General features: G+C 68.4%; 18 protein-coding genes. All 18 read right to left on the bottom strand.

Annotation, left to right across the window (positions count from 1 at the left end; translation table 11 throughout):
* Positions 1-23: 23 nt before the first annotated feature.
* The 18 genes from pal to ACFOM9_RS06205 all read right to left on the bottom strand — a co-directional run bounded on the left by pal (position 24) and on the right by ACFOM9_RS06205 (position 17,971).
* On the bottom strand, positions 24-539 hold the full coding sequence (gene pal, locus ACFOM9_RS06290; protein ID WP_386707737.1) for a peptidoglycan-associated lipoprotein Pal: 516 nt from the start codon (positions 537-539) through the stop codon (positions 24-26).
* A 76-nt stretch (positions 540-615) separates the two neighbouring features.
* Entirely contained in the window at positions 616-1,944 is a 1,329-nt protein-coding gene (gene tolB, locus ACFOM9_RS06285; RefSeq protein ID WP_386707736.1) for a Tol-Pal system beta propeller repeat protein TolB, read from the bottom strand.
* 449 nt (positions 1,945-2,393) lie between these two features.
* Entirely contained in the window at positions 2,394-3,350 is a 957-nt protein-coding gene (locus ACFOM9_RS06280) for a cell envelope integrity protein TolA (protein ID WP_386707733.1), read from the bottom strand.
* Positions 3,350-3,793, bottom strand: coding sequence for a protein TolR (tolR, locus tag ACFOM9_RS06275; RefSeq protein ID WP_386708145.1), 444 nt, complete (start codon positions 3,791-3,793; stop codon positions 3,350-3,352). The genes ACFOM9_RS06280 and tolR overlap by 1 nt, the downstream gene beginning before the upstream one ends.
* A 79-nt stretch (positions 3,794-3,872) precedes the next feature.
* Positions 3,873-4,673 carry a protein TolQ gene (gene tolQ / locus ACFOM9_RS06270; protein WP_386707730.1) on the bottom strand — a complete coding sequence of 267 codons (801 nt, stop codon included), beginning with the start codon at positions 4,671-4,673 and terminating at the stop codon, positions 3,873-3,875.
* Positions 4,674-4,800: 127 nt separating this feature from the next.
* The gene (gene ybgC, locus ACFOM9_RS06265) at positions 4,801-5,244 is read right to left on the bottom strand and encodes a tol-pal system-associated acyl-CoA thioesterase (protein ID WP_386707727.1); all 444 of its coding nucleotides are present in this window, start codon (positions 5,242-5,244) and stop codon (positions 4,801-4,803) included.
* Positions 5,241-6,311: a Holliday junction branch migration DNA helicase RuvB gene (ruvB, locus tag ACFOM9_RS06260; RefSeq protein WP_386707724.1), complete on the bottom strand. Its 1,071-nt coding sequence runs from the start codon at positions 6,309-6,311 to the stop codon at positions 5,241-5,243. Before ruvB ends, ybgC begins: the two co-directional genes overlap by 4 nt.
* Before the next feature lie 226 nt (positions 6,312-6,537).
* Positions 6,538-7,536: an LLM class flavin-dependent oxidoreductase gene (locus ACFOM9_RS06255; protein WP_386707721.1), complete on the bottom strand. Its 999-nt coding sequence runs from the start codon at positions 7,534-7,536 to the stop codon at positions 6,538-6,540.
* A 568-nt stretch (positions 7,537-8,104) separates the two neighbouring features.
* Positions 8,105-9,949 (bottom strand): potassium transporter Kup, encoded by a 1,845-nt coding sequence (locus tag ACFOM9_RS06250; RefSeq protein ID WP_386708142.1) that lies wholly within the window; start codon positions 9,947-9,949, stop codon positions 8,105-8,107.
* A 212-nt stretch (positions 9,950-10,161) separates the two neighbouring features.
* Complete coding sequence (gene ruvA, locus ACFOM9_RS06245; protein ID WP_386707718.1) at positions 10,162-10,767, bottom strand: Holliday junction branch migration protein RuvA; 606 nt, start codon at positions 10,765-10,767, stop codon at positions 10,162-10,164.
* Positions 10,768-10,909: 142 nt separating this feature from the next.
* Entirely contained in the window at positions 10,910-11,446 is a 537-nt protein-coding gene (gene ruvC / locus ACFOM9_RS06240; RefSeq protein WP_386707716.1) for a crossover junction endodeoxyribonuclease RuvC, read from the bottom strand.
* Positions 11,447-11,612: 166 nt separating this feature from the next.
* On the bottom strand, positions 11,613-12,344 hold the full coding sequence (locus tag ACFOM9_RS06235; RefSeq protein WP_386707713.1) for a YebC/PmpR family DNA-binding transcriptional regulator: 732 nt from the start codon (positions 12,342-12,344) through the stop codon (positions 11,613-11,615).
* A 115-nt stretch (positions 12,345-12,459) separates the two neighbouring features.
* On the bottom strand, positions 12,460-13,137 hold the full coding sequence (locus ACFOM9_RS06230) for an esterase/lipase family protein (RefSeq protein WP_386707710.1): 678 nt from the start codon (positions 13,135-13,137) through the stop codon (positions 12,460-12,462).
* On the bottom strand, positions 13,124-13,663 hold the full coding sequence (locus tag ACFOM9_RS06225; RefSeq protein ID WP_386707708.1) for a GNAT family N-acetyltransferase: 540 nt from the start codon (positions 13,661-13,663) through the stop codon (positions 13,124-13,126). Before ACFOM9_RS06225 ends, ACFOM9_RS06230 begins: the two co-directional genes overlap by 14 nt.
* Before the next feature lie 106 nt (positions 13,664-13,769).
* Positions 13,770-15,557, bottom strand: a complete 1,788-nt coding sequence (gene aspS, locus ACFOM9_RS06220) for an aspartate--tRNA ligase (RefSeq protein ID WP_386707705.1) — start codon at positions 15,555-15,557, stop codon at positions 13,770-13,772.
* Positions 15,558-15,638: 81 nt separating this feature from the next.
* Complete coding sequence (locus ACFOM9_RS06215) at positions 15,639-15,995, bottom strand: FmdB family zinc ribbon protein (RefSeq protein WP_386707702.1); 357 nt, start codon at positions 15,993-15,995, stop codon at positions 15,639-15,641.
* Between the two features lie 51 nt (positions 15,996-16,046).
* Complete coding sequence (locus ACFOM9_RS06210) at positions 16,047-16,676, bottom strand: hypothetical protein (RefSeq protein ID WP_386707700.1); 630 nt, start codon at positions 16,674-16,676, stop codon at positions 16,047-16,049.
* Positions 16,677-16,723: 47 nt separating this feature from the next.
* On the bottom strand, positions 16,724-17,971 hold the full coding sequence (locus tag ACFOM9_RS06205; protein ID WP_386707696.1) for a cation:proton antiporter: 1,248 nt from the start codon (positions 17,969-17,971) through the stop codon (positions 16,724-16,726).
* Between the last annotated feature and the right edge of the window lie 23 nt (positions 17,972-17,994).

Below are 17,994 nucleotides of genomic sequence, written 5' to 3'. Positions count from 1 at the left end.
GCCGACGTCGTGACGCGGACTGCTTACTTCGCGGTGTAGACGATCTCGACGCGACGATTCTTGGCCCAGCAATCCTCGCCCGAATCGGTGCAGGTCGGGCGCTCTTCGCCGTAGCTGACCACGGTGATCTGGGCGCCGGAGCCGCCGTTGACCTGCAGGGCCGACGACACCGAGTTGGCACGACGCTCGCCGAGGCCCAGGTTGTAGTCGCGGCTGCCGCGCTCGTCGGCGTTGCCTTCCAGGGTCATGCGCGAGGACGGGCGGTCACGCAAGTACTTGGCGTGGCAGGCCATCGCGGCCTGGAACTCCGGACGCAGCGCGTCCTGGTCCAGGTCGAAGTACACCACCCGCTGGCGCAGGCAGGCATCAGTGTCGAGGTCGCCGGGGCCGTAAGCGCCGGGAGTGGTCGCACCGGTCTGGTCTACGACCCCGGTGCTCGGGCCGGTGTCGGCCGGCGGCACTTCCTTGACCTTCTTGGAACAGGCAACGGCTGCGGTGCAAAGCACGGCCGTCAAGAGCACGCGGGTAATGGTATTCATCTCGTCGAATCCTTTGCGTTGAAGGGGTGGTGCGGAAACGTCGGAAAAGCTTCGGGGTGGGGCTGTGCAGGGAACGTCAGCGCTGGGCGCGGAACGGGCCCCATGCCGGCTCCCGGACATCGCCATCGGCGAGTACCAGGCGCTGGCGGACGCGGCCATCTGCCGACACGGCATACAAAACGCCCCGCCGCCCCTCTCGCGCCGCATAGAGCACCATGCTGGCGTTCGGGGCGAAGCTCGGCGATTCGTCAAGGGACCCCGGCGACAGCGTGGACCAGCGCGGCGACCCCAGGCTGCGATCCAGCAGTGCAATACGGTACACGTTGCCACTGCCCTGCGCCACGGCGATCTTCTTGTCGTCGAACGACACCGTCGGGCTTGCGTTGTAGCGTCCCTGGAAAGTCACCCGCGTGGCGCCGCCGCCGCTGGCCGGCACCTGGTAGATCTGCGGCTGGCCGCCGCGGTCGGAGGTGAAATACAGGCTGCCGCCGTCGGCGCTCCAGGTCGGTTCGGTATCGATCCCGAACTGGTTGGTGATCTGGGTCAGCGCCTTGCTGCCAAGGTCCATCACGTAGATCTCCGGGTTGCCGCTGCGCGACAGGGTCAGCGCCAGGCGACGACCGTCGGGCGAGAACGCCGGCGAGCTGTTGATGCCGCGGAAGCTGGCGATCAGTTCGCGGCTGCCGGTGGTGATGTCCTGGATGTAGATCGAGGAATTGCCGCGTTCGAAACTGACATACGCCACCTTGCGGCCGTCCGGGCTCCACGACGGCGACAGCAGCGGCTCGGGCGACCGCACCACGGTCTGCGGGTTGTAGCCATCCGAGTCGGCGACCATCAGCGCATAGCGCGCGCCCTTGCCGGTGCCGGTCACGGTGATGTAGGCAATGCGGGTCCAGAACGCGCCGCGCACGCCGAGGATCTTCTCGTAGATCGCATCGGCCATCTGGTGGGCGACATCGCGCATCGCGCTCGAGCGCGCGGTCATCGCGAAACCGAGCAGCCGCTCCTGCTTGGCCACGTCGAACAGCTCGTACTCGACCCGATAGCTGCCCGAACCGGCGTCAAGCACGTGGCCGACGACGATGAAGTCCTGCTTGAGCAGGCGCCAGGTCGGGAACTGGATCTCGCCGCCGCGCGCGGGCTTTTCGACCATGTCGGCCGCCGGCAGGGTGCGGAACTGGCCCGAACGCGCCAGATCGGCCGCGACCACCGCCGCCACGTCGGTTTCCGGCGCCGTGCCGCCGCCCTGGTACGCCATCGGCACGACGGCGATCGGGAGCGCGGAAGCGTTGCCGCCCACGATGTCGATCTCCAGCCCGCGCTCCTGTGCCACGGTCGCCAGCGGCAACAGGAAGGCAAGGATCGCAGCGTAGACAGCGAAAAGGCGCGGGGATGCTTTCATGGGCAGGCCGTGGCTGGAAAACCTGAATGGTGGCAGGGTCTGTGTGAACGGCATCTCAAAGCTGAACACGGACTTGCCGCGGCGATCTTGACGCCACGGCCTCCGTACGCCGCTGGGGGGGACGGCGTGCATGCAACTTCGGCCGATGGAGGCGGCAGGGCAAACCGCTATTGCCCCGGAATGTTGCCGGGGCGGCTCCAGCCGCCAGCTTCGTCGCTGGACGCCCTGCGGAAAAGCCGATCGGCTTCGCGACCGGCTCAGCGCGGCGAGCACTCGGGTGTGCTCCTTGCGCGAGGTCTCTTTGTACTAGCGAGTGGAAAGGTGCTCGCGCCGTCACTGCGCAAACGCTTTTGGCTGTCGAGTGAAGAGCGGTTCGCCGCGCTCGCTTCGTCATCCGGTGCTTCGCGCCCCCTTCCCGCTCGCGGTAGAAGGGCTTCGCACCCAAGCCGCTAGCGGTCCTGCGCCTCGAAATTGAGGATCAGGTTGCGCTGGAAAACCGACTCGAAGCCGGCGTACGGCAGTGGCTTGGCCTTGAGCACCGCGGCCTCGACCGAACGGCGGCCGAGTTCGTCGTAGGGGCACGAGGGATCGACCTTGGCGCTCATCACGTCGCCGCCGGGCAGCTGGGTGATGTAGATGCGGCAGCGCTGGCCCTGAGGCACGTTTTCGGGCCGCGTCCAGTTGCGCAGCACCGCCTCCTGGATCGCCGCGGCATAGCGCGCCTGCAACCCCGCGTCGACGCCGTTGTTGCCCGGAGGCGGCGGCGCGCTCGCGGCGGAATCCGAGGCCTGCCTGGCCCGCACCTCGGCGATCTGCTTGAGCTTCTGCTCGGCCAATTTCGCCTCGCGCTCGGCCTTGGCGCGCTCAGCCTGCAGCTTCTTCAGTTTCTCGTCGCGCTGCTGTTCGGCGAGGCGGAACTTGCGCTCGGCCTCGTCCTGCTTCTTGCGCTCGGTCAGGTCGACCTGCTCCTGGCGACGCTTCTCTTCCTGCTCCCGCTCGCGGGTCTCGGCGGAAATCGCGTTGCGGTCCACCTTTTCCTGCTCGATCGGCGACGGCTCGGGCACGAAATCCTGCGCCTGCTGCTGCTTGGGCACCGGCGATTCCTGCGGCGCCGGTTCCGGCAGCGGCTGCGGCAGCGGCGCGGCGTCTTCCTTGACCTGCCGCGGCGGCGTCGGCTCGGGCTCGGGTTCTGGCAGCGGCTCGGGTTCGCGCGCCAGCGCGCGGCGCATCTGCGTGGACAACTCGCTGGTGTCCACCATTTCCGCGCTGATCGGCGAACCGGCGGCGGCGATCGGCGCGGCATCGCGCGTCCACCACAGGCCAATGAACATCAGCGCGAACAGGAACGCGTGCAGCGCGATCGCCAGCACCACGGCCAGGGTCGAGTCGGCGCGCGTTTCCCGCATTATTCGGCGCTCTGGTGCTGCGGATCGCTCATCAAGCCGACCTTTTCGACGCCGGCACGCTGCAGCAGCACAATCGCGTCCATGACCTTCTGGTAGTTGGCGCTGCCGTCACCGGCGACGAAGATCGCCTGCTTCGGGTTCTGGCCGACGATGGCGCGCACCCGGTCCTCCAGCTCCTGCGCACTGATCGCCTGTGGCCGGTCGCTGCCGGGCAGCACCAGGGCATAGGCGCCCGCGGCATCGACCTGCACCACCATCGGATCCTTGTCCTGTTCCAGCGACTTGGCGTTGGATTCGGGCAGCTCGACGTCGACGCCAAGGTTCATCAGCGGCGCGGTCACCATGAAGATGATCAGCAGCACCAGCATCACGTCGATGTAGGGCACGACGTTGATGTCGGCCTTGAGCTTGTGCTTGCGGATGCGACGGCCGTTGGCGTTCATGGCCATGTGGGTGTCACCTCATGTTCGCTGGGGACCGGCACGCGCAAACGCGCGTCGGCCGGCGCCGGGGTTGGGCCGCTCACTCTTCGAGGTGCGACTGGCGCTGCAGGATCGAGGAGAACTCTTCGGCGAACGCGTCGTAGCGGGTCGCAATGCGCTCGACCTTGGTGGCGAAGCGGTTGTAGGCCCACACCGCCGGGATCGCCGCGAACAGACCCATCGCCGTGGCGATCAGGGCCTCGGAAATGCCGGGCGCGACGCTGGCGATGGTCGCTTCCTTGACGTTGGCCAGCCCCTGGAACGAAATCATGATCCCCCACACCGTGCCGAACAGGCCCACGTAGGGGCTGATCGAACCGACGTTGGCGAGGAACTCCAGGTTGCGTTCCAGTCCGTCCAGCTCGCGCGACGTGGTCACGCGCATCGCGCGCTGCGCGCCCTCGAGCTGGATCCGGCTGTCCATGCCGCGGCGCTCGCGGATCCGGTTGAAGTCGCGGAATCCGCTTTCGAAGATCGCCTCCAGGCCGCCCGAATCGCGGCCGCGGCCCTGGGCGCCGGCGTACAGCTTCGACAGTTCGGCGCCCGACCAGAAGCGTTCCTCGAAGCGATCGGCCTCGTCCTCGGCGCGGCTGAGCAGGCTGCGCTTGCGGAAGATGATGACCCACGACGCGATCGACGCGATCAGCAGCAGGAGCATCACGAACTGCACCGGGATCGACGCGTGCAGGATCAGCTGGACGATGTCGAGGTGGTTGCCCGCGGACGCCGCCGCGCCGCTGGCCACGTTCGGGTCGGCCGCCAGCTCCACCGCGGAGGTCGCGGCCTCGTCCGGCAAGGGTTCGACCGAGGTCGCCTGCAGCAGTGCAAGTAGGGGCGTCATGGATGGGCTCCGGTGTCTGGATGGGGTCTGGCGCTGGCCGGGAAGCCAGGGTCAACGAATTCGGTTTGGACGGGCTGAATGTCGACGCGGATGATGCGCGCCGCGCGGGGAGTGGAAGCCGGACTGGTCACTGCGCGCCTTGTTCGAGGGACTTGAGTTCCTGGTACAGCGTTTCGGGAAGACCGCGCGGACGAAAGCCGGCGGCGTCCAGTGCCGCGACCTTCACTTCGGCGTCGAGCAGCAAGCGGCCGCCGCAGCGGATCTCCTGCGCGACCACCAGGCTCGCGTGGCGGCACTGGCGCAGCGCGACCGAGACATCCAGTGCATCGTCCAGCCGCGCCGGCGCGCGAAACTCGATCCGCATCGCCCGTACCGCGAACACCAGCCCGTGCTCGACCCGCAGCAGCTCCTGTCCGTAACCGCGCGCGCGCAGCCATTCGGTCCGCGCGCGCTCGAGGAACGCCAGGTACTGCGCGTGGTAGACCACGCCACCGGCGTCGGTATCTTCCCAATAGACCCGTGTCGGCCAACTGAACGGCAGCGATCCGGCGTTGCGCGATCCGGGAGTCAAGGACGTCCGTCCCCGGATTCGCCGGCTTCGAAGAGTTCCTGCGAAGCCCCGACTCCGGCGGCCGAGCCCGCCCGCGGGCGCAGCCCGAGGTGTCGGTACGCCTTGTGCGAAGCCATCCGCCCGCGTGCCGTGCGCACGAGAAAGCCCTGCTGGATCAGATAGGGCTCGATCACGTCCTCGAGCGTGCCGCGCTCCTCGCTCAGCGCCGCGGCCAGCGATTCGACGCCGACCGGGCCGCCATCGAAGCTCTCGATGATCAGGTGGAGCAGGCGCCGATCAAGATCGTCGAAGCCCTCGGGATCCACCTTCAGCATCAGCATCGCGGCGTTCGCGACCTCGTGGTCGATGCGGCCGCCGGCGCGCACCTGGGCGTAGTCGCGCACGCGGCGCAGCAGCCGGTTGGCGATGCGCGGCGTGCCGCGCGATCGGCGCGCGATCTCGCCGGCGCCCTCCGGCACGCAGTCGATGCCGAGGATCTGCGCCGAGCGCTTCACGATGCGCGTCAGCTCCTCGGCGCTGTAGAACTCCAGTCGCTGGACGATGCCGAAGCGGTCGCGCAGCGGCGCGGTCAGCAGGCCGGCGCGGGTGGTGGCGCCGATCAGGGTGAACGGAGGCAGGTCGATCTTGATCGAACGCGCCGCCGGGCCCTCGCCGATCATGATGTCGAGCTGGAAATCCTCCATCGCCGGGTACAGCACTTCCTCCACGACCGGCGAAAGGCGATGGATCTCGTCGATGAACAGCACGTCGTGCGGCTGCAGGTTGGTCAGCAGCGCGGCGAGGTCGCCGGCTTTCTCGATCACCGGGCCGGACGTCACCCGAAGGTTGACGCCCAGCTCGTTGGCGATGACGTGGCTGAGCGTGGTCTTGCCCAGCCCGGGCGGCCCGAAGATCAGCACGTGGTCGAGCGATTCGCCGCGATGCTTGGCGGCCTCGATATAGATCGAAAGCTGCTCGCGCACCGGCTGCTGGCCGAGGTATTCGGACAAAAGCCTGGGCCGGATGCTGGCCTCGATGGCCTCGTCTTCGCGCGTGGCGTCGGCGGCGATGATGCGGTCTTCGGTCATGCGCCTATGTTCGCACGGCGGCGCGGGGGCGCGCTTGTGGATGCTGTCGTGGGAGCGGCTTCAGCCGCGAGCTTTCGCCCCGTTCTTCGGCAGCTGGAAAAGCTCGCGGCTGAAGCCGCTCCCACAGGATCCGGCGACCGTAGAATGGGTAGAGCCAAAGGCCAAACCCATCGCCCGGCCGGGACCACGGGGCGCGGGTGATGGGTGTCGCTGCGCTCTACCCATCCTACGAAATGGCGCTCACCCCCCGGCAGGCCTCTGCGGCGATCGAGAACGAGCGCTTGCGCGCGGCGTGGTCGAAGATGTTGGCCGTCAGCAGCAGTTCGTCCGGGCGGTGACGGTCGGCGAACGCCGAAATGCCGACGCGCAGCTGGTCGCCATCGCCCAGAACTGTGCAGGCCAACGACTGCTCGACCATCGCCTTCTCGGCCGGGTTCCAGAACGCCTCGATGTCGTCGACCGGCGGCGGCACCAGCCCGGGCTGGCCGCGGCGCAGGCGCACGAAACTCTGCTGCTGCGTCGTGAACAGGCGTCTGGCCTCCGCCTCGCTGTCGGCGCCGACCACATTGAGGGCCAGCATCGCGTACGGCTTCGCCAGCCGCTTCGAAGGCCGGAAGTCCTGCCGGTACAGCGCCAGCGCCTGCTCCATCGCCGCCGGCGCGAAGTGCGAGGCGAAGGCGAACGGCAGCCCCATCGCCGCCGCCAGCTGCGCGCTGAACAGGCTCGACCCCAGCAGCCATACCGGCACCTCGATACCGCCGCCCGGCACCGCCTGCACCGGCTGGCCCGGACGCACGGGCTCGAAATAGCGCAGCAACTCGGTGACGTCCTGCGGAAACGCATCCGCCCCATCGAAGTAGCGTCGCAGCGCGCGCGTGGTGGCCTGGTCGGTGCCCGGCGCGCGGCCCAGGCCCAGGTCGATGCGGTCGGGGTACAAAGAGGCCAGGGTGCCGAACTGTTCGGCCACCTGCAGCGGCGCATGGTTGGGCAGCATGACCCCGCCCGCCCCGACCCGGATCGTCGACGTGCCGCCGGCCACGTATCCGATCAGCACCGCCGTCGCCGCGCTGGCGATGCCCGGCATGTTGTGGTGCTCGGCCAGCCAGTAGCGGTGATAACCGTGCGCCTCGGCATGGCGCGCGAGATCGAGCGTATTGGCGAACGCCTCGCGCGGCGTGCTGCCTTCAGTCACGGGGGCGAGGTCGAGGATCGAATACGGAATCATCGGGGAGGCTCCGGCGGGGATCCGGTGGATATCGGGACGGACCGGGCGTTTTGCCATGCCTGTGCGCGGGTTACTGGCCAACATCGGCGAAAGCCTGCGTTTCGGCGTTGGCGTTGGCGTTGGCTGCGGGCTTGGCTTTGGCCTTTGCCTTGGCGTTTTGAAGAACACACCATCCCACCTTTGTGGGCAGACCCAGAGGGCGGCGCACATGGATGTGCGCCGTTTTTCTATGAGGCAGGATGCCAATTAGAAAAATCCCTGCGTCAGTGAATCGCTTGGTTAGCTCTGTACCGGGAATCGTTTTTCTTTACTTCGGCGGAGAAAACGCTTTCCCCGTACACACCTCCCGCAGCAGCATCGCGTTACGCGGGATTTTTCTACGGGACATCCTGTCCCCTAGAAGAACGCCGCACATCCATGTGCGGCGCCCTCCGGGTCTGCGGGAAGGCGGTGTGGATTCATTTGTGGAAAAGATCAAAACCGGAGCAGGAGCAGAGCCGGGGCCGGGACCGGGCCGGATCAACTACCAACAGATGTCCGATCTGTACGCCACGCAGAAACGAAGACGCTAGATCTCGATCTGCGCCCCCAGCTCCACCAGCCGGTTGCCCGGGATCCGGAAGAATCCCGTCGCCGGCGCCGCGTTGCGGTGCATCAGCGCGAACAGCTTGTCGCGCCAGACCGGCATGCCGCGGTGGCGGCTGGCCACCACCGTTTCACGGCTGGCGAAGTACGTGGTGTCCATCGGGTCGAAGTGGATCCCGTCGCTGTCGCAGGAGCGCATCAGTGCCAATGGCACGTCCGGGGTTTCCATGAAGCCGAAGCGGATGATCACGCGATGGAAGTCCTCGGCGATCGACTCGATCTTCAGGCGCTGGCCGGGCGCCGCGTACGGGATGGACAGCGTTTCCACCGTCAGGAACACGTTGCGCTCGTGCAGCACCTTGTTGTGCTTGAGATTGTGCATCAGCGCATGCGGCACGACGCCGGGGTCGGCGGTCATGAAGATCGCGGTGCCGGGCACGCGCACCGGCGGCGCCAGCATCAGGCCGGGCAGGAAGCTGTCCAGGCCGATGCCCTCCTTGCGCACTTCCGCGTGCAGCAGCTCGCGGCCGCGGCGCCAGGTGCGCAGCATGGTGAACAGGACGATGCCGAGCACCACCGGGAACCAGCCGCCATCGAGGATCTTGGCGCCGTTGGCGATCAGGAAGCCGACGTCGGCGATGAAGAACAGCACGCACAGCGGCAGCACCCACTTGCGGCCGCGCGGCCACAGCGCGCGCGCCACCAGCGCCAGCAGCAGGGTGTCGATCAGCATCGTGCCCGAAACCGAGATGCCGTAGGCCGTGGCCAGCGCGTTCGAAGATCCGAATGCCAGCACCAGGCCGATCACCAGCACCGCCAGCATCCAGTTGATGCCGGGGATGTAGATCTGCCCGATCGTCTCGCTGGACGTGTGCTTGATCGCCATGCGCGGGATGTATCCCAGCTGCATCGCCTGGCGCGAAATCGAGAACGCGCCGGTGATGACCGCCTGCGATGCGATCACCGTCGCCGCCGTGGCGAGGATGATCATCGGCCAGCGCGCCCACTCCGGGACGCCGACGTAGAACGGGTTCTGGATCGCCTCCGGGTGCTCGAGCACCAGCGCGCCCTGCCCCAGGTAGTTGAGCATCAACGCCGGCAGGACGAAGTAGTACCAGGAATAGCGGATCGGCCGCGCGCCGAAATGGCCCATGTCGGTGTACAGCGCCTCGCCGCCGGTCACCGCCAGCACCACCGCGCCGAGGATGAAGACGCCGTGGAAATGGTGCACGTAGAAGAAGTGCAGCGCCCACCACGGATTGATCGCCTTGAGCACCTCCGGGGCATGAACGATGTTGAGAACGCCCAGCACCGCCAGCGACGCGAACCAGAGCATGGTCACCGGCCCGAATACCCTGCCGACTTTTTCGGTGCCGAAGCGCTGGGCCATGAACACCGTCAGCAGCACCACCACCACGATCGGCACGATCCAGTTGTGCAGCTGCGGCGCCACCACCTCCAGGCCCTCGACCGCGGAGAGCACCGAGATCGCCGGCGTGATCACGCCGTCGCCGAAGAACAGCGAGGCGCCGAAGATGCCGAGGATGCCGACCACGTAAGTCGATCGCGAGCCCTTGCGCAGCGTGCGCTGGGCGAGCGTCATCAGCGCCATGATGCCGCCCTCGCCCTCGTTGTCGGCGCGCATGATGATGGTCACGTACTTCACGGTGACCACCATCGTCAGCGCCCAGAACACCAGCGACAGGATGCCGAGCACGGTGTCGTGGTCGGCAACCAGGCCGTAGTGCGGCGAGAACGCCTGCTTGATCGTGTACAGCGGGCTGGTGCCGATGTCGCCGAAGACGACGCCGATTGCGCCGATCATCATCCCGGCGAGGCCCGCGTTGCCGTGCTTGTGGCCGTTTGCCGCAGCCGGAGCGTCAGTCGACATCGCTTGGGTTCCACGTTGCATTGCCCGGAAACCCGGGCGGGTTCGCATGAACCCTGGTCCGCCGATCGGCAATGCGTCTGGTTGCCGGGATACGAGGCCCGGGGCGCCGGTGATCGTTCATCATGACTCTCTTTTCGTCGCGGCGCGGCTCAACGCAGCGCGGACTGTAGCGCCTTGCGGATGATGGTTTCGGCAACGTCGCCCTCGGCGAACGCCTGCCGGGCCATACGCTGCGCCTCGGCCGGCTTGTAGCCGAGCTGCTGCAAGGCGATGGTGGCTTCCGACAGCGGGTCGGCGGCGACGTTGGCGGCGCCTGCCGCCGGGCCGCCGGCGGCAACGCCGGTGGCGACCATGTCGGCCATGCGTTCGCGCAGTTCGACGATCATGCGCTCGGCGGTCTTCTTGCCGATGCCGGGGATGCGGGTGAGCGCGGTGACGTCGCCGGCCTGCACCAGGCGCGCGAATTCGTCGACGCCAGCCCCAGACAGCACCGCCAGCGCGATCTTCGCGCCGATGCCGCTGACGCGCTGCACGTCGCGGAACAGGCGCCGTTCCGCTTCGCTCAGGAATCCGTACAGCGAGACGCTGTCTTCCTTCTGCGCGTAATGGGTGAACAACGACACCGGCTCGCCCACCGCCGGCAGGTCGTAGAACGTGCTCATCGGCGCCTCGAGCTCATAGCCGACGCCGTGCACGTCGACCACCAGCCACGGCGGTTGCTTGTGGATCAGGGTGCCCTTCAGGCGGCCGATCATGGCGCGCGCTCCAGGGTGTTGTCCCCGGACTTGCCTTCCCCGTCCCTGAGAACGGGGGAGACGAAGGATATTGCGCTTCCCTTGCGCAGGCGCGGATCTCCCCTGGCGCTGTTTGTACAAGGGGACGAAAGCACTGCAGCGTTCACTTGCGACTCCAGGCTTCGCGCGCGCTCACGCCCATGCGCTGCGCGCTGGCGCGCACGTGGGCGTGGGTGATGGCCACCGCGAGTGCATCGGCGGCGTCGGCCTGGAGCTTGCCTTTGAGGTTGAGCATGATCCCCACCATGTGCTGTACCTGCACCTTGTCCGCGCTGCCCTTGCCGACCACCGCCAGCTTGATCTCGCGCGCCGCGTACTCGTGCACCGGCAGATCATGCATCACCACCGCGCAGATTGCCGCGCCGCGCGCCTGCCCGAGCTTGAGCGCGGAGTCCGGATTGCGCGCCATGAAGACCTGTTCGATCGCGACTTCGTCGGGGCGATGCGCTTCGATCACCTCGCGCAATCCCGCCAGCAGCAGCTTCAGCCGCGCCGGCAGCTGGCCCTTGGCCGCCGCGTCGCCGACCAGCAGGTTCAGCGGCGCGTGGAACACATGCGTCGTCTTGCCGGCCGCGTCGACGTCGATGATGCCCACGCCGGTGCGCTGCGAACCCGGATCGATGCCGAGGATGCGGGTCATCGGGCGCGGCGAAGGGGGGCGGGCGATCGGACGGATGATGCGCACGCGGCGACGTCAGCCCTGCCGTGTCGATGCGTGACGCAGGCAATCGGGGCGCCCGCGGCTGCAGCCGCTCCCGCGGGATCCGCCGATCGGATCGCGCATCCCCGCTGGTCCATCAGGGTCTTCAACCGTAGGCGTCTTCGCCGAGCTCGGCGTTGCTGTAGACGTTCTGCACGTCGTCGAGGTCCTCGAGCCAGTCGAGCAGCTTGACCACCTGCTGCGCGGTCTCGCCGGACACGGCGATGTCATTGTCGGCGCGGAAGGTCACCTCGGCCTCGTCCGGCGCCACGCCCGCGGCCTTCATCGCGTCGCGCACCGCCTCGAACGACTCCACCGCGGTCAGCACGTCGATCGCGCCGTCTTCGGGGTACACCACCACGTCGTCCGCGCCGGCCTCGATCGCGGCATCGGTGATTTTCTCTTCGCTGGCCCCGCCGGCGAAATGCAGGACGCCCAGGCGCCTGAACATGAAGCCCACCGAGCCCTCGGTGCCGAGGTTGCCGCCGAACTTCCCAAACGCATGGCGCACGTCGGCCACCGTGCGCACCTTGTTGTCGGTCAGGCAGTCGACGATCACCGCCACCCCGCCGGGCGCATAGCCTTCGTAACGGATCTCTTCGTACGACACGCCTTCGAGTTCGCCGGTGGCCTTCCTGATCGCGCGCTCGATGACATCCTTGGTCATGTTGTGCGACAGGCCCTTGTCGATGGCCGTGCGCAGGCGCGGGTTGCTGGCCGCATCGCCGCCGCCGGCGCGGGCGGCCACGCCGATCTCGCGGATGATCTTGGTGAAGATCTTGCCGCGCTTGGCGTCTGAGGCGTTCTTGCGTGCTTCGATCGATGGGCCGCGACCCATGGGAAACCCCGGTCTTGCTGGAAAGCCGGCGATTTTACTGGAAGCCGGCCGGCAGGGCTCGCCAGGCAGTGGCTCAGGTCCCCGCCTGCGCCGGACGGCCGGCGCTGGGCCGCGCTCAGTGCCGGAACCGGCCGTCGCGCAGGAAAGAGCGGGACTGCGCGATCGCCTCGGCCGAGAACAGCAGGCCGCTGTGGCTGGCCTCGACCACCACGTGGTCGGCCAGCCGCGGGCTGCGGGTCTCCTCGACCGACACGGTGCCATCGTTGTCGCCATCGAACTGCGCCAGCAGGCCGCCCAGTCCATGGGCCAGGCAACCGGCGACCATCCCGACCTCGAAGCGATCCGGCCACTGCGCGCAGCCCTCCTGCAAGATCCGCGCGCTGCGCCCGAGCCACAGCGATGCCACCGGCCAGCGCGCGAGCTGCGCCGCCGCACTGCTGCCGCACACCGGCACGCCCAGGCAGACCACGCGGCGCACCGGCAGGTCCGGCTCGGCCGCCAGCGCCTGCAGTGCGACCAGGCCGCCGAGGCTGTGGGCGACGATGTCGGTTTCGCCGCCCTTGCGCAGTTGCCTGGCCAGCTGCGGCACCGCCTCATCCGGGCCGCCGACGATGCTGTGGTAGCCGAAGGTTTCCGGCACGAAGCCGTCCGCGCGCAGGCGCGCGCCGAACCACTGCATCGTCACCCCGGCCATCCAGATGCCGTGCAGCAGCAGAACACGGCTCGGAGCGGCGCCGGCCTGCACGCCTTCCCGCGCGCCGCCGGCGTCGCCACCGGAGTCAGGCGATGGCATCGTGCCTTCCTTCGCGACGCAGGATGAACTCGAGGTCGCGCACGCGACCCACCGGGAATTCGTATTCGCCGACCTTCGCGAACCCGTGCCGCGCATAGAAGCGCTGGGCGCCGGCGTTCCCGGACCACACCCCGATCCACAGCGTGCGCGGGCCATCGCGCTCGAGCCACTGGAGCGCGGCATCGAACAGTGCCCCGCCCATGCCGCCGTTCTGGTGCGCCCCGAGCACGTACAGGCGTTTGAGCTCGCCGTCGCCCGGCGCGACGCCAGGATGCGGCAGCCCGCAGGGTCCGGCGGCAGCGTGGCCGATCGCCTCGCCATCGCGTTCGAGCAGCCACACCGCGTACTGCGGATGCGACAGGATCACGCGCTGCCTGTCCACCGCGTAGGCGTCGGCGAGGAAGGCCTGCAGGTCCTCGGCCGGATAGAGGTGGCCGAAGGTTTCGACGAAGGTGCGGGCGGCAAGCGACGACAGGGTTTGCGCGTCGTCTGGCGTGGCGCGGCGGATGGCGGGAAGCTGGGGCATGGCGTCGAGGATTTCGTGGGAGCGGCTTCAGCGGCGAACTTTGGAACTGTCCGGTTTACCAGCGACTCGCGGCTGAAGCCGCCCTCACGGAGCCAATCGTGCTCGCTCAGCCGGCGACCTTGGGCCGCACCGCGATGTGCACCTCGGCAAGCTGCTTGTCGGGGATCGGCGACGGCGCGCCGGTCATCAGGCACTGCGCGGTGGTGGTCTTGGGGAAAGCGATCACGTCGCGGATCGATTCGGTGCCCGCCATGAGCGCGGCGATGCGGTCGATGCCGAAGGCAATGCCGCCGTGCGGCGGTGCGCCGAACTTCAGCGCGTCCAGCAGGAAGCCGAACTTCGCCTCGGCCTCTTCGGCGCCGATGCCCAGCAGTTCGAACACCGCGCTCTGCATCGACGAGCGGTGGATGCGGATGGAGCCGCCGCCGATCTCGTTGCCGTTGAGCACCATGTCGTAGCCGCGCGAGACCGCGGTCTTCGCGTTCGCGCGCAGGTCGGCTTCATCGTCGACCGCCGGGGCGGTGAAGGGGTGGTGCAGCGCGACGTAGCGGCTTTCGTCCTCGTCCCATTCGAACATCGGGAAGTCGGTCACCCACAGCGGCTTCCAGCCCTCGCCCACCAGGCCAAGGTCCTTGCCGACCTTCAGCCGCAGCGCGCCCATGAAATCACTGGCGACCTTGTACGTCGCCGCGCCGAACAGCAGCAGGTCGCCCGACTGCGCGCCGGTGGCCTGCAGGATCGCCGCCAGGGTCGCGTCGTCGAGGAACTTGGCGATCGGCGAGTTGACGCCTTCGCGGCCCTTGCCGGCGTCTTCGACCTTCATCCATGCAAGGCCCTTGGCCCCGTACTTCGCGGCGTGCGCGGCGAGTTCGTCGATCTGCTTGCGCGACAGCGATGCCGCGCCGGGCGCGCGCAGCGCGACCACGCGGCCATCGTCGGCGTTCGCCCAGTCGGTGAAGACCTTGAATTCGCTGTCCTTCACCAGTTCGGCAATGTCGACCAGCTCCATGTCGAAGCGCAGGTCCGGCTTGTCCGATCCGTAGCGGCGCATGGCCTCGGCATAGGTCATGCGCGGAAAATCCTCTCCCTCAGCTCCCAGCTCCACGTCCATCACCTCGCGGAACACCTCGCGGATCATCTCTTCGGTCGCGTCCTGCACCGTCTTCTCGTCGACCCACGCGAACTCCATGTCCAGCTGGGTGAACTCGAGCTGGCGGTCGGCGCGCAGGGCCTCGTCGCGGAAGCAGCGCGCGATCTGGTAGTAGCGGTCGAAGCCGGCCACCATCAGGATCTGCTTGAACAGCTGCGGCGACTGCGGCAGCGCGTAGAACTCGCCTGGATGCATGCGCGCCGGGACCAGGAAGTCGCGCGCGCCCTCGGGCGTGGCCTTGGTCAGGATCGGCGTCTCGATGTCCTGGAAGCCGCGCGCGTCGAGCCAGCGCCGCAGCGCCTGCACCAGCCGGATGCGGGTGCGCATCATCCGCTGCATCTTCGGCGTGCGCAGGTCGAGGTAGCGATACTTGAGACGGACATCCTCGCCAGCGTTCTCGTGGGCGTGGAACGGCAGCGGCTCGGCCTTGTTGAGCACTTCGATCGCGGTCGCGACCACTTCCACCTGGCCGGTGCGGATCTTGTTGTTGACGCTTTCGCGGCGGCGCACGGTGCCGGTCACGCGCAGGCAGTCCTCGTAGCCCACCTTGGCCGCGGTCGCGACCACCGCCGCGTTGCCCTCGCCGCCACCCGGCTCGGCCACCACTTGCACGATGCCCTCGTGGTCGCGCAGGTCGATGAAGCACAGGCCGCCGAGATCGCGGGCGACGTCGGCCCAGCCGCACAGGGTGACGGTCTGGCCGATCAGGGCCTCGTCAATGAGGCCGCAGAAATGGGTACGCATGGGGGCTCCGGGGGAGAATCGTCCGGACTGCGCCGGAAAGCCCCGCATTTTAGCCCGGGATGACGCGACCGGAAGTTGTGCTCAGGAAGCCGGCGTCGGCTTGGCCGGAGCGGCCTTCGCGGTTTCGACCGGCTTGGCGGCCGGTTTGGCAGCCGGCTGCGCGTCCGCGGCGGGCTTCGCGTCGGCCGTGGCGGCTTCCGGCTTGGCGGCCGCGCTTTCCTTGCCCTCTACCAGGTTGCGCTTCTTGTCGCCGTCCTTCTTGAAGTCGGTCTCGTACCAGCCGCTGCCCGCCAGCCGGAATGACGGCGCGGTCACCTGGCGGCGCACCTGCCCGCTCGCACCGCAGGACGGGCACGCGTCGGGATCGGGGTCGGACAGCTTCTGCAGGCGGTCGAAGTCATGGCCGCAGGCGGCACAGCGGTAGGCGTAGATCGGCATGGCGGATGGCGATGGTGGCTGGAGGCGCCAGTCTGGGGCCGCGGCGCGGGATTACAAGCGCTCCGGCGCCTGGCTGCCCCACGGCGGCGGCGGCAGGTCGACCGGTCGCGAGAGGTCGAACTCGACCCGGAACAGGCGCCCGCCCGGTCGCGAGAGCTCGTAGAGGAAGCGCTCGCCAGCCTTGACCTCCATCGCCCAGGTGTTGGTCACCGAGGCTTCCGAGCCTTCGCGCTCGAACAGCGCAATCGATGCGGCGTCCACCGGGAATTCCTGTCGCACCGCGGTGCCGGGCGCAACGGTGTCGCCGCCGTACATCGTCAGCACGTCCCAGCTGCCGTCGGGGTGGCGGTGATCGTGCTTGAGTCGCAGGCCGCCGGCGGTGCGAGTGATCACCCAAGTGCGCGAACGGTCGTCACCGACGTGGAATGGCACCCGCAACTCGTCCGCCGGCGCGTCACAGCCGCGCACGTGCATGACCAGTGTCTTTCCGGCGAACGCGTCCGGGCCGGGCGCCACGGGCTCGTCCGCGACGATGCGCCCGGCAAACGCCTGGCCGCAGTGGCTGGCGAGCGCGGCCATGAAAGCGTCGGCGGGTGCGGGCCCGGCCATCGGCGGCGGCGGCGAAGCGCAGGCGGACGGCGCCAGCGCGGCGAGGGTCAGCAGCACGATGCGGAGATTCATGCGGCCACGCTAGCCGACCGGGCAGGCGCGGGCAATCTCGCCGCCTCTCAAGCGCCGCGCGAAGCCTCGCCATCGGGCGGCGCGGGCCGCGCGTCATCGACGACCGCGGCGGCCACGCGCTCGGTCTTGTCCTTGTCCTCCGGATGCACGTAGGCGCCGTCGATCGGATCGACGTCGAACGGCATCCGCAGCACAAGCGACGGCAGCAAGGTGTTGAGGATCGTGTACAGGATCAGCGCCCCGGACAAGGTGCCGGAAATGCCGAAGCGGCTGTGCAGGATCTCCGCCAGCACCAGGGTGAACACCAGCGTTGGCGCCAGCGCCACCGACACCCGCAGCGTGCTGCGCCTGCGCTCGCCGCGGAAGATCATCCGCCGCTGCAGCCACACCATGCCCACCCGCAGCGGCAACACCACCGCGGTGATCACCAGGCCCAGCCCCAGCGCTTCCCAGCTCAGCGCGTCGGGCGAGATCAGGGTGCCGGCGTGGAAGAAGTAGAACGGCACGAAGAACGTCGCGAACAGGCGCAGCGCGTGGATGTTGTCGTTCGAGGCGAGCCGCGGCATCCGGATCCGCAGCAGGCGCGCGACCAGGCCGGCAATGAACGCGCCGACCAGGTAGTACACGCCGAGCTTGTAGGTGATGAAAGCAGCGAGGAACCCGACCATCACCAGCAGCGAGAATTCCGATCCCGGTGCGTGCGGCACGATCCAGCGGCCGAAGGCGACGAACAGCAGCGGCAACCCGACCAGCATCCCCAGCATCGCCAGCGACGAAACACCCAGTTGCAGCGGGTCGCCCGCCTGCAGCACCACGAACAGCGCCGCCAGCGCCAGCAGCTCGCCGGCGATCGCCTTGCTGGTGATCCAGAAGCGCTCTTCCTCGTCGAGCCCGAGCCGCTCCAGCGTGTCGAGGATGAAACCGGTCGACGGCGTCAGCAGCGCCAGCGCCAGCAGCGCAGCAGCCTGCCAGCCAAGGTCGAGGTAGCGCCACCCCAGCCAGGCCGCGCCCGACAGCATCACGATCCGGATCGCCAGGTGGGTCAGCAATGGCCACAGCCCGCGTCGCAGCGCGCGCAGGTCCACTTCGAGCCCGGCGAACAGGAACAGCGACGAGATCCCCAGCGTCGACAGCAGCGTCACCACCGGATCGTGCGTCTTCGCGCCCCAGGCCAGCATCGCGCCGATGCCGAATACCAGGCAGGTGATCGGCGCCGGGATCTTGAAACGCTGCAGCGCCCGCGGGATCACCAGCAGGCCGAAGATCAGCAGCAGATAGATCAGTTCCTGGTTCATGCGCGCTCCCTGCGCGGGCGTCG

Origin of the sequence: Luteimonas notoginsengisoli (assembly GCF_042648885.1) — a bacterium.
Taxonomy (GTDB): Bacteria; Pseudomonadota; Gammaproteobacteria; order Xanthomonadales; family Xanthomonadaceae; genus Luteimonas; species Luteimonas notoginsengisoli.
Note: the sequence above shows the minus strand (reverse complement) of the source record. Positions and strands in the feature narration are given on the sequence as shown.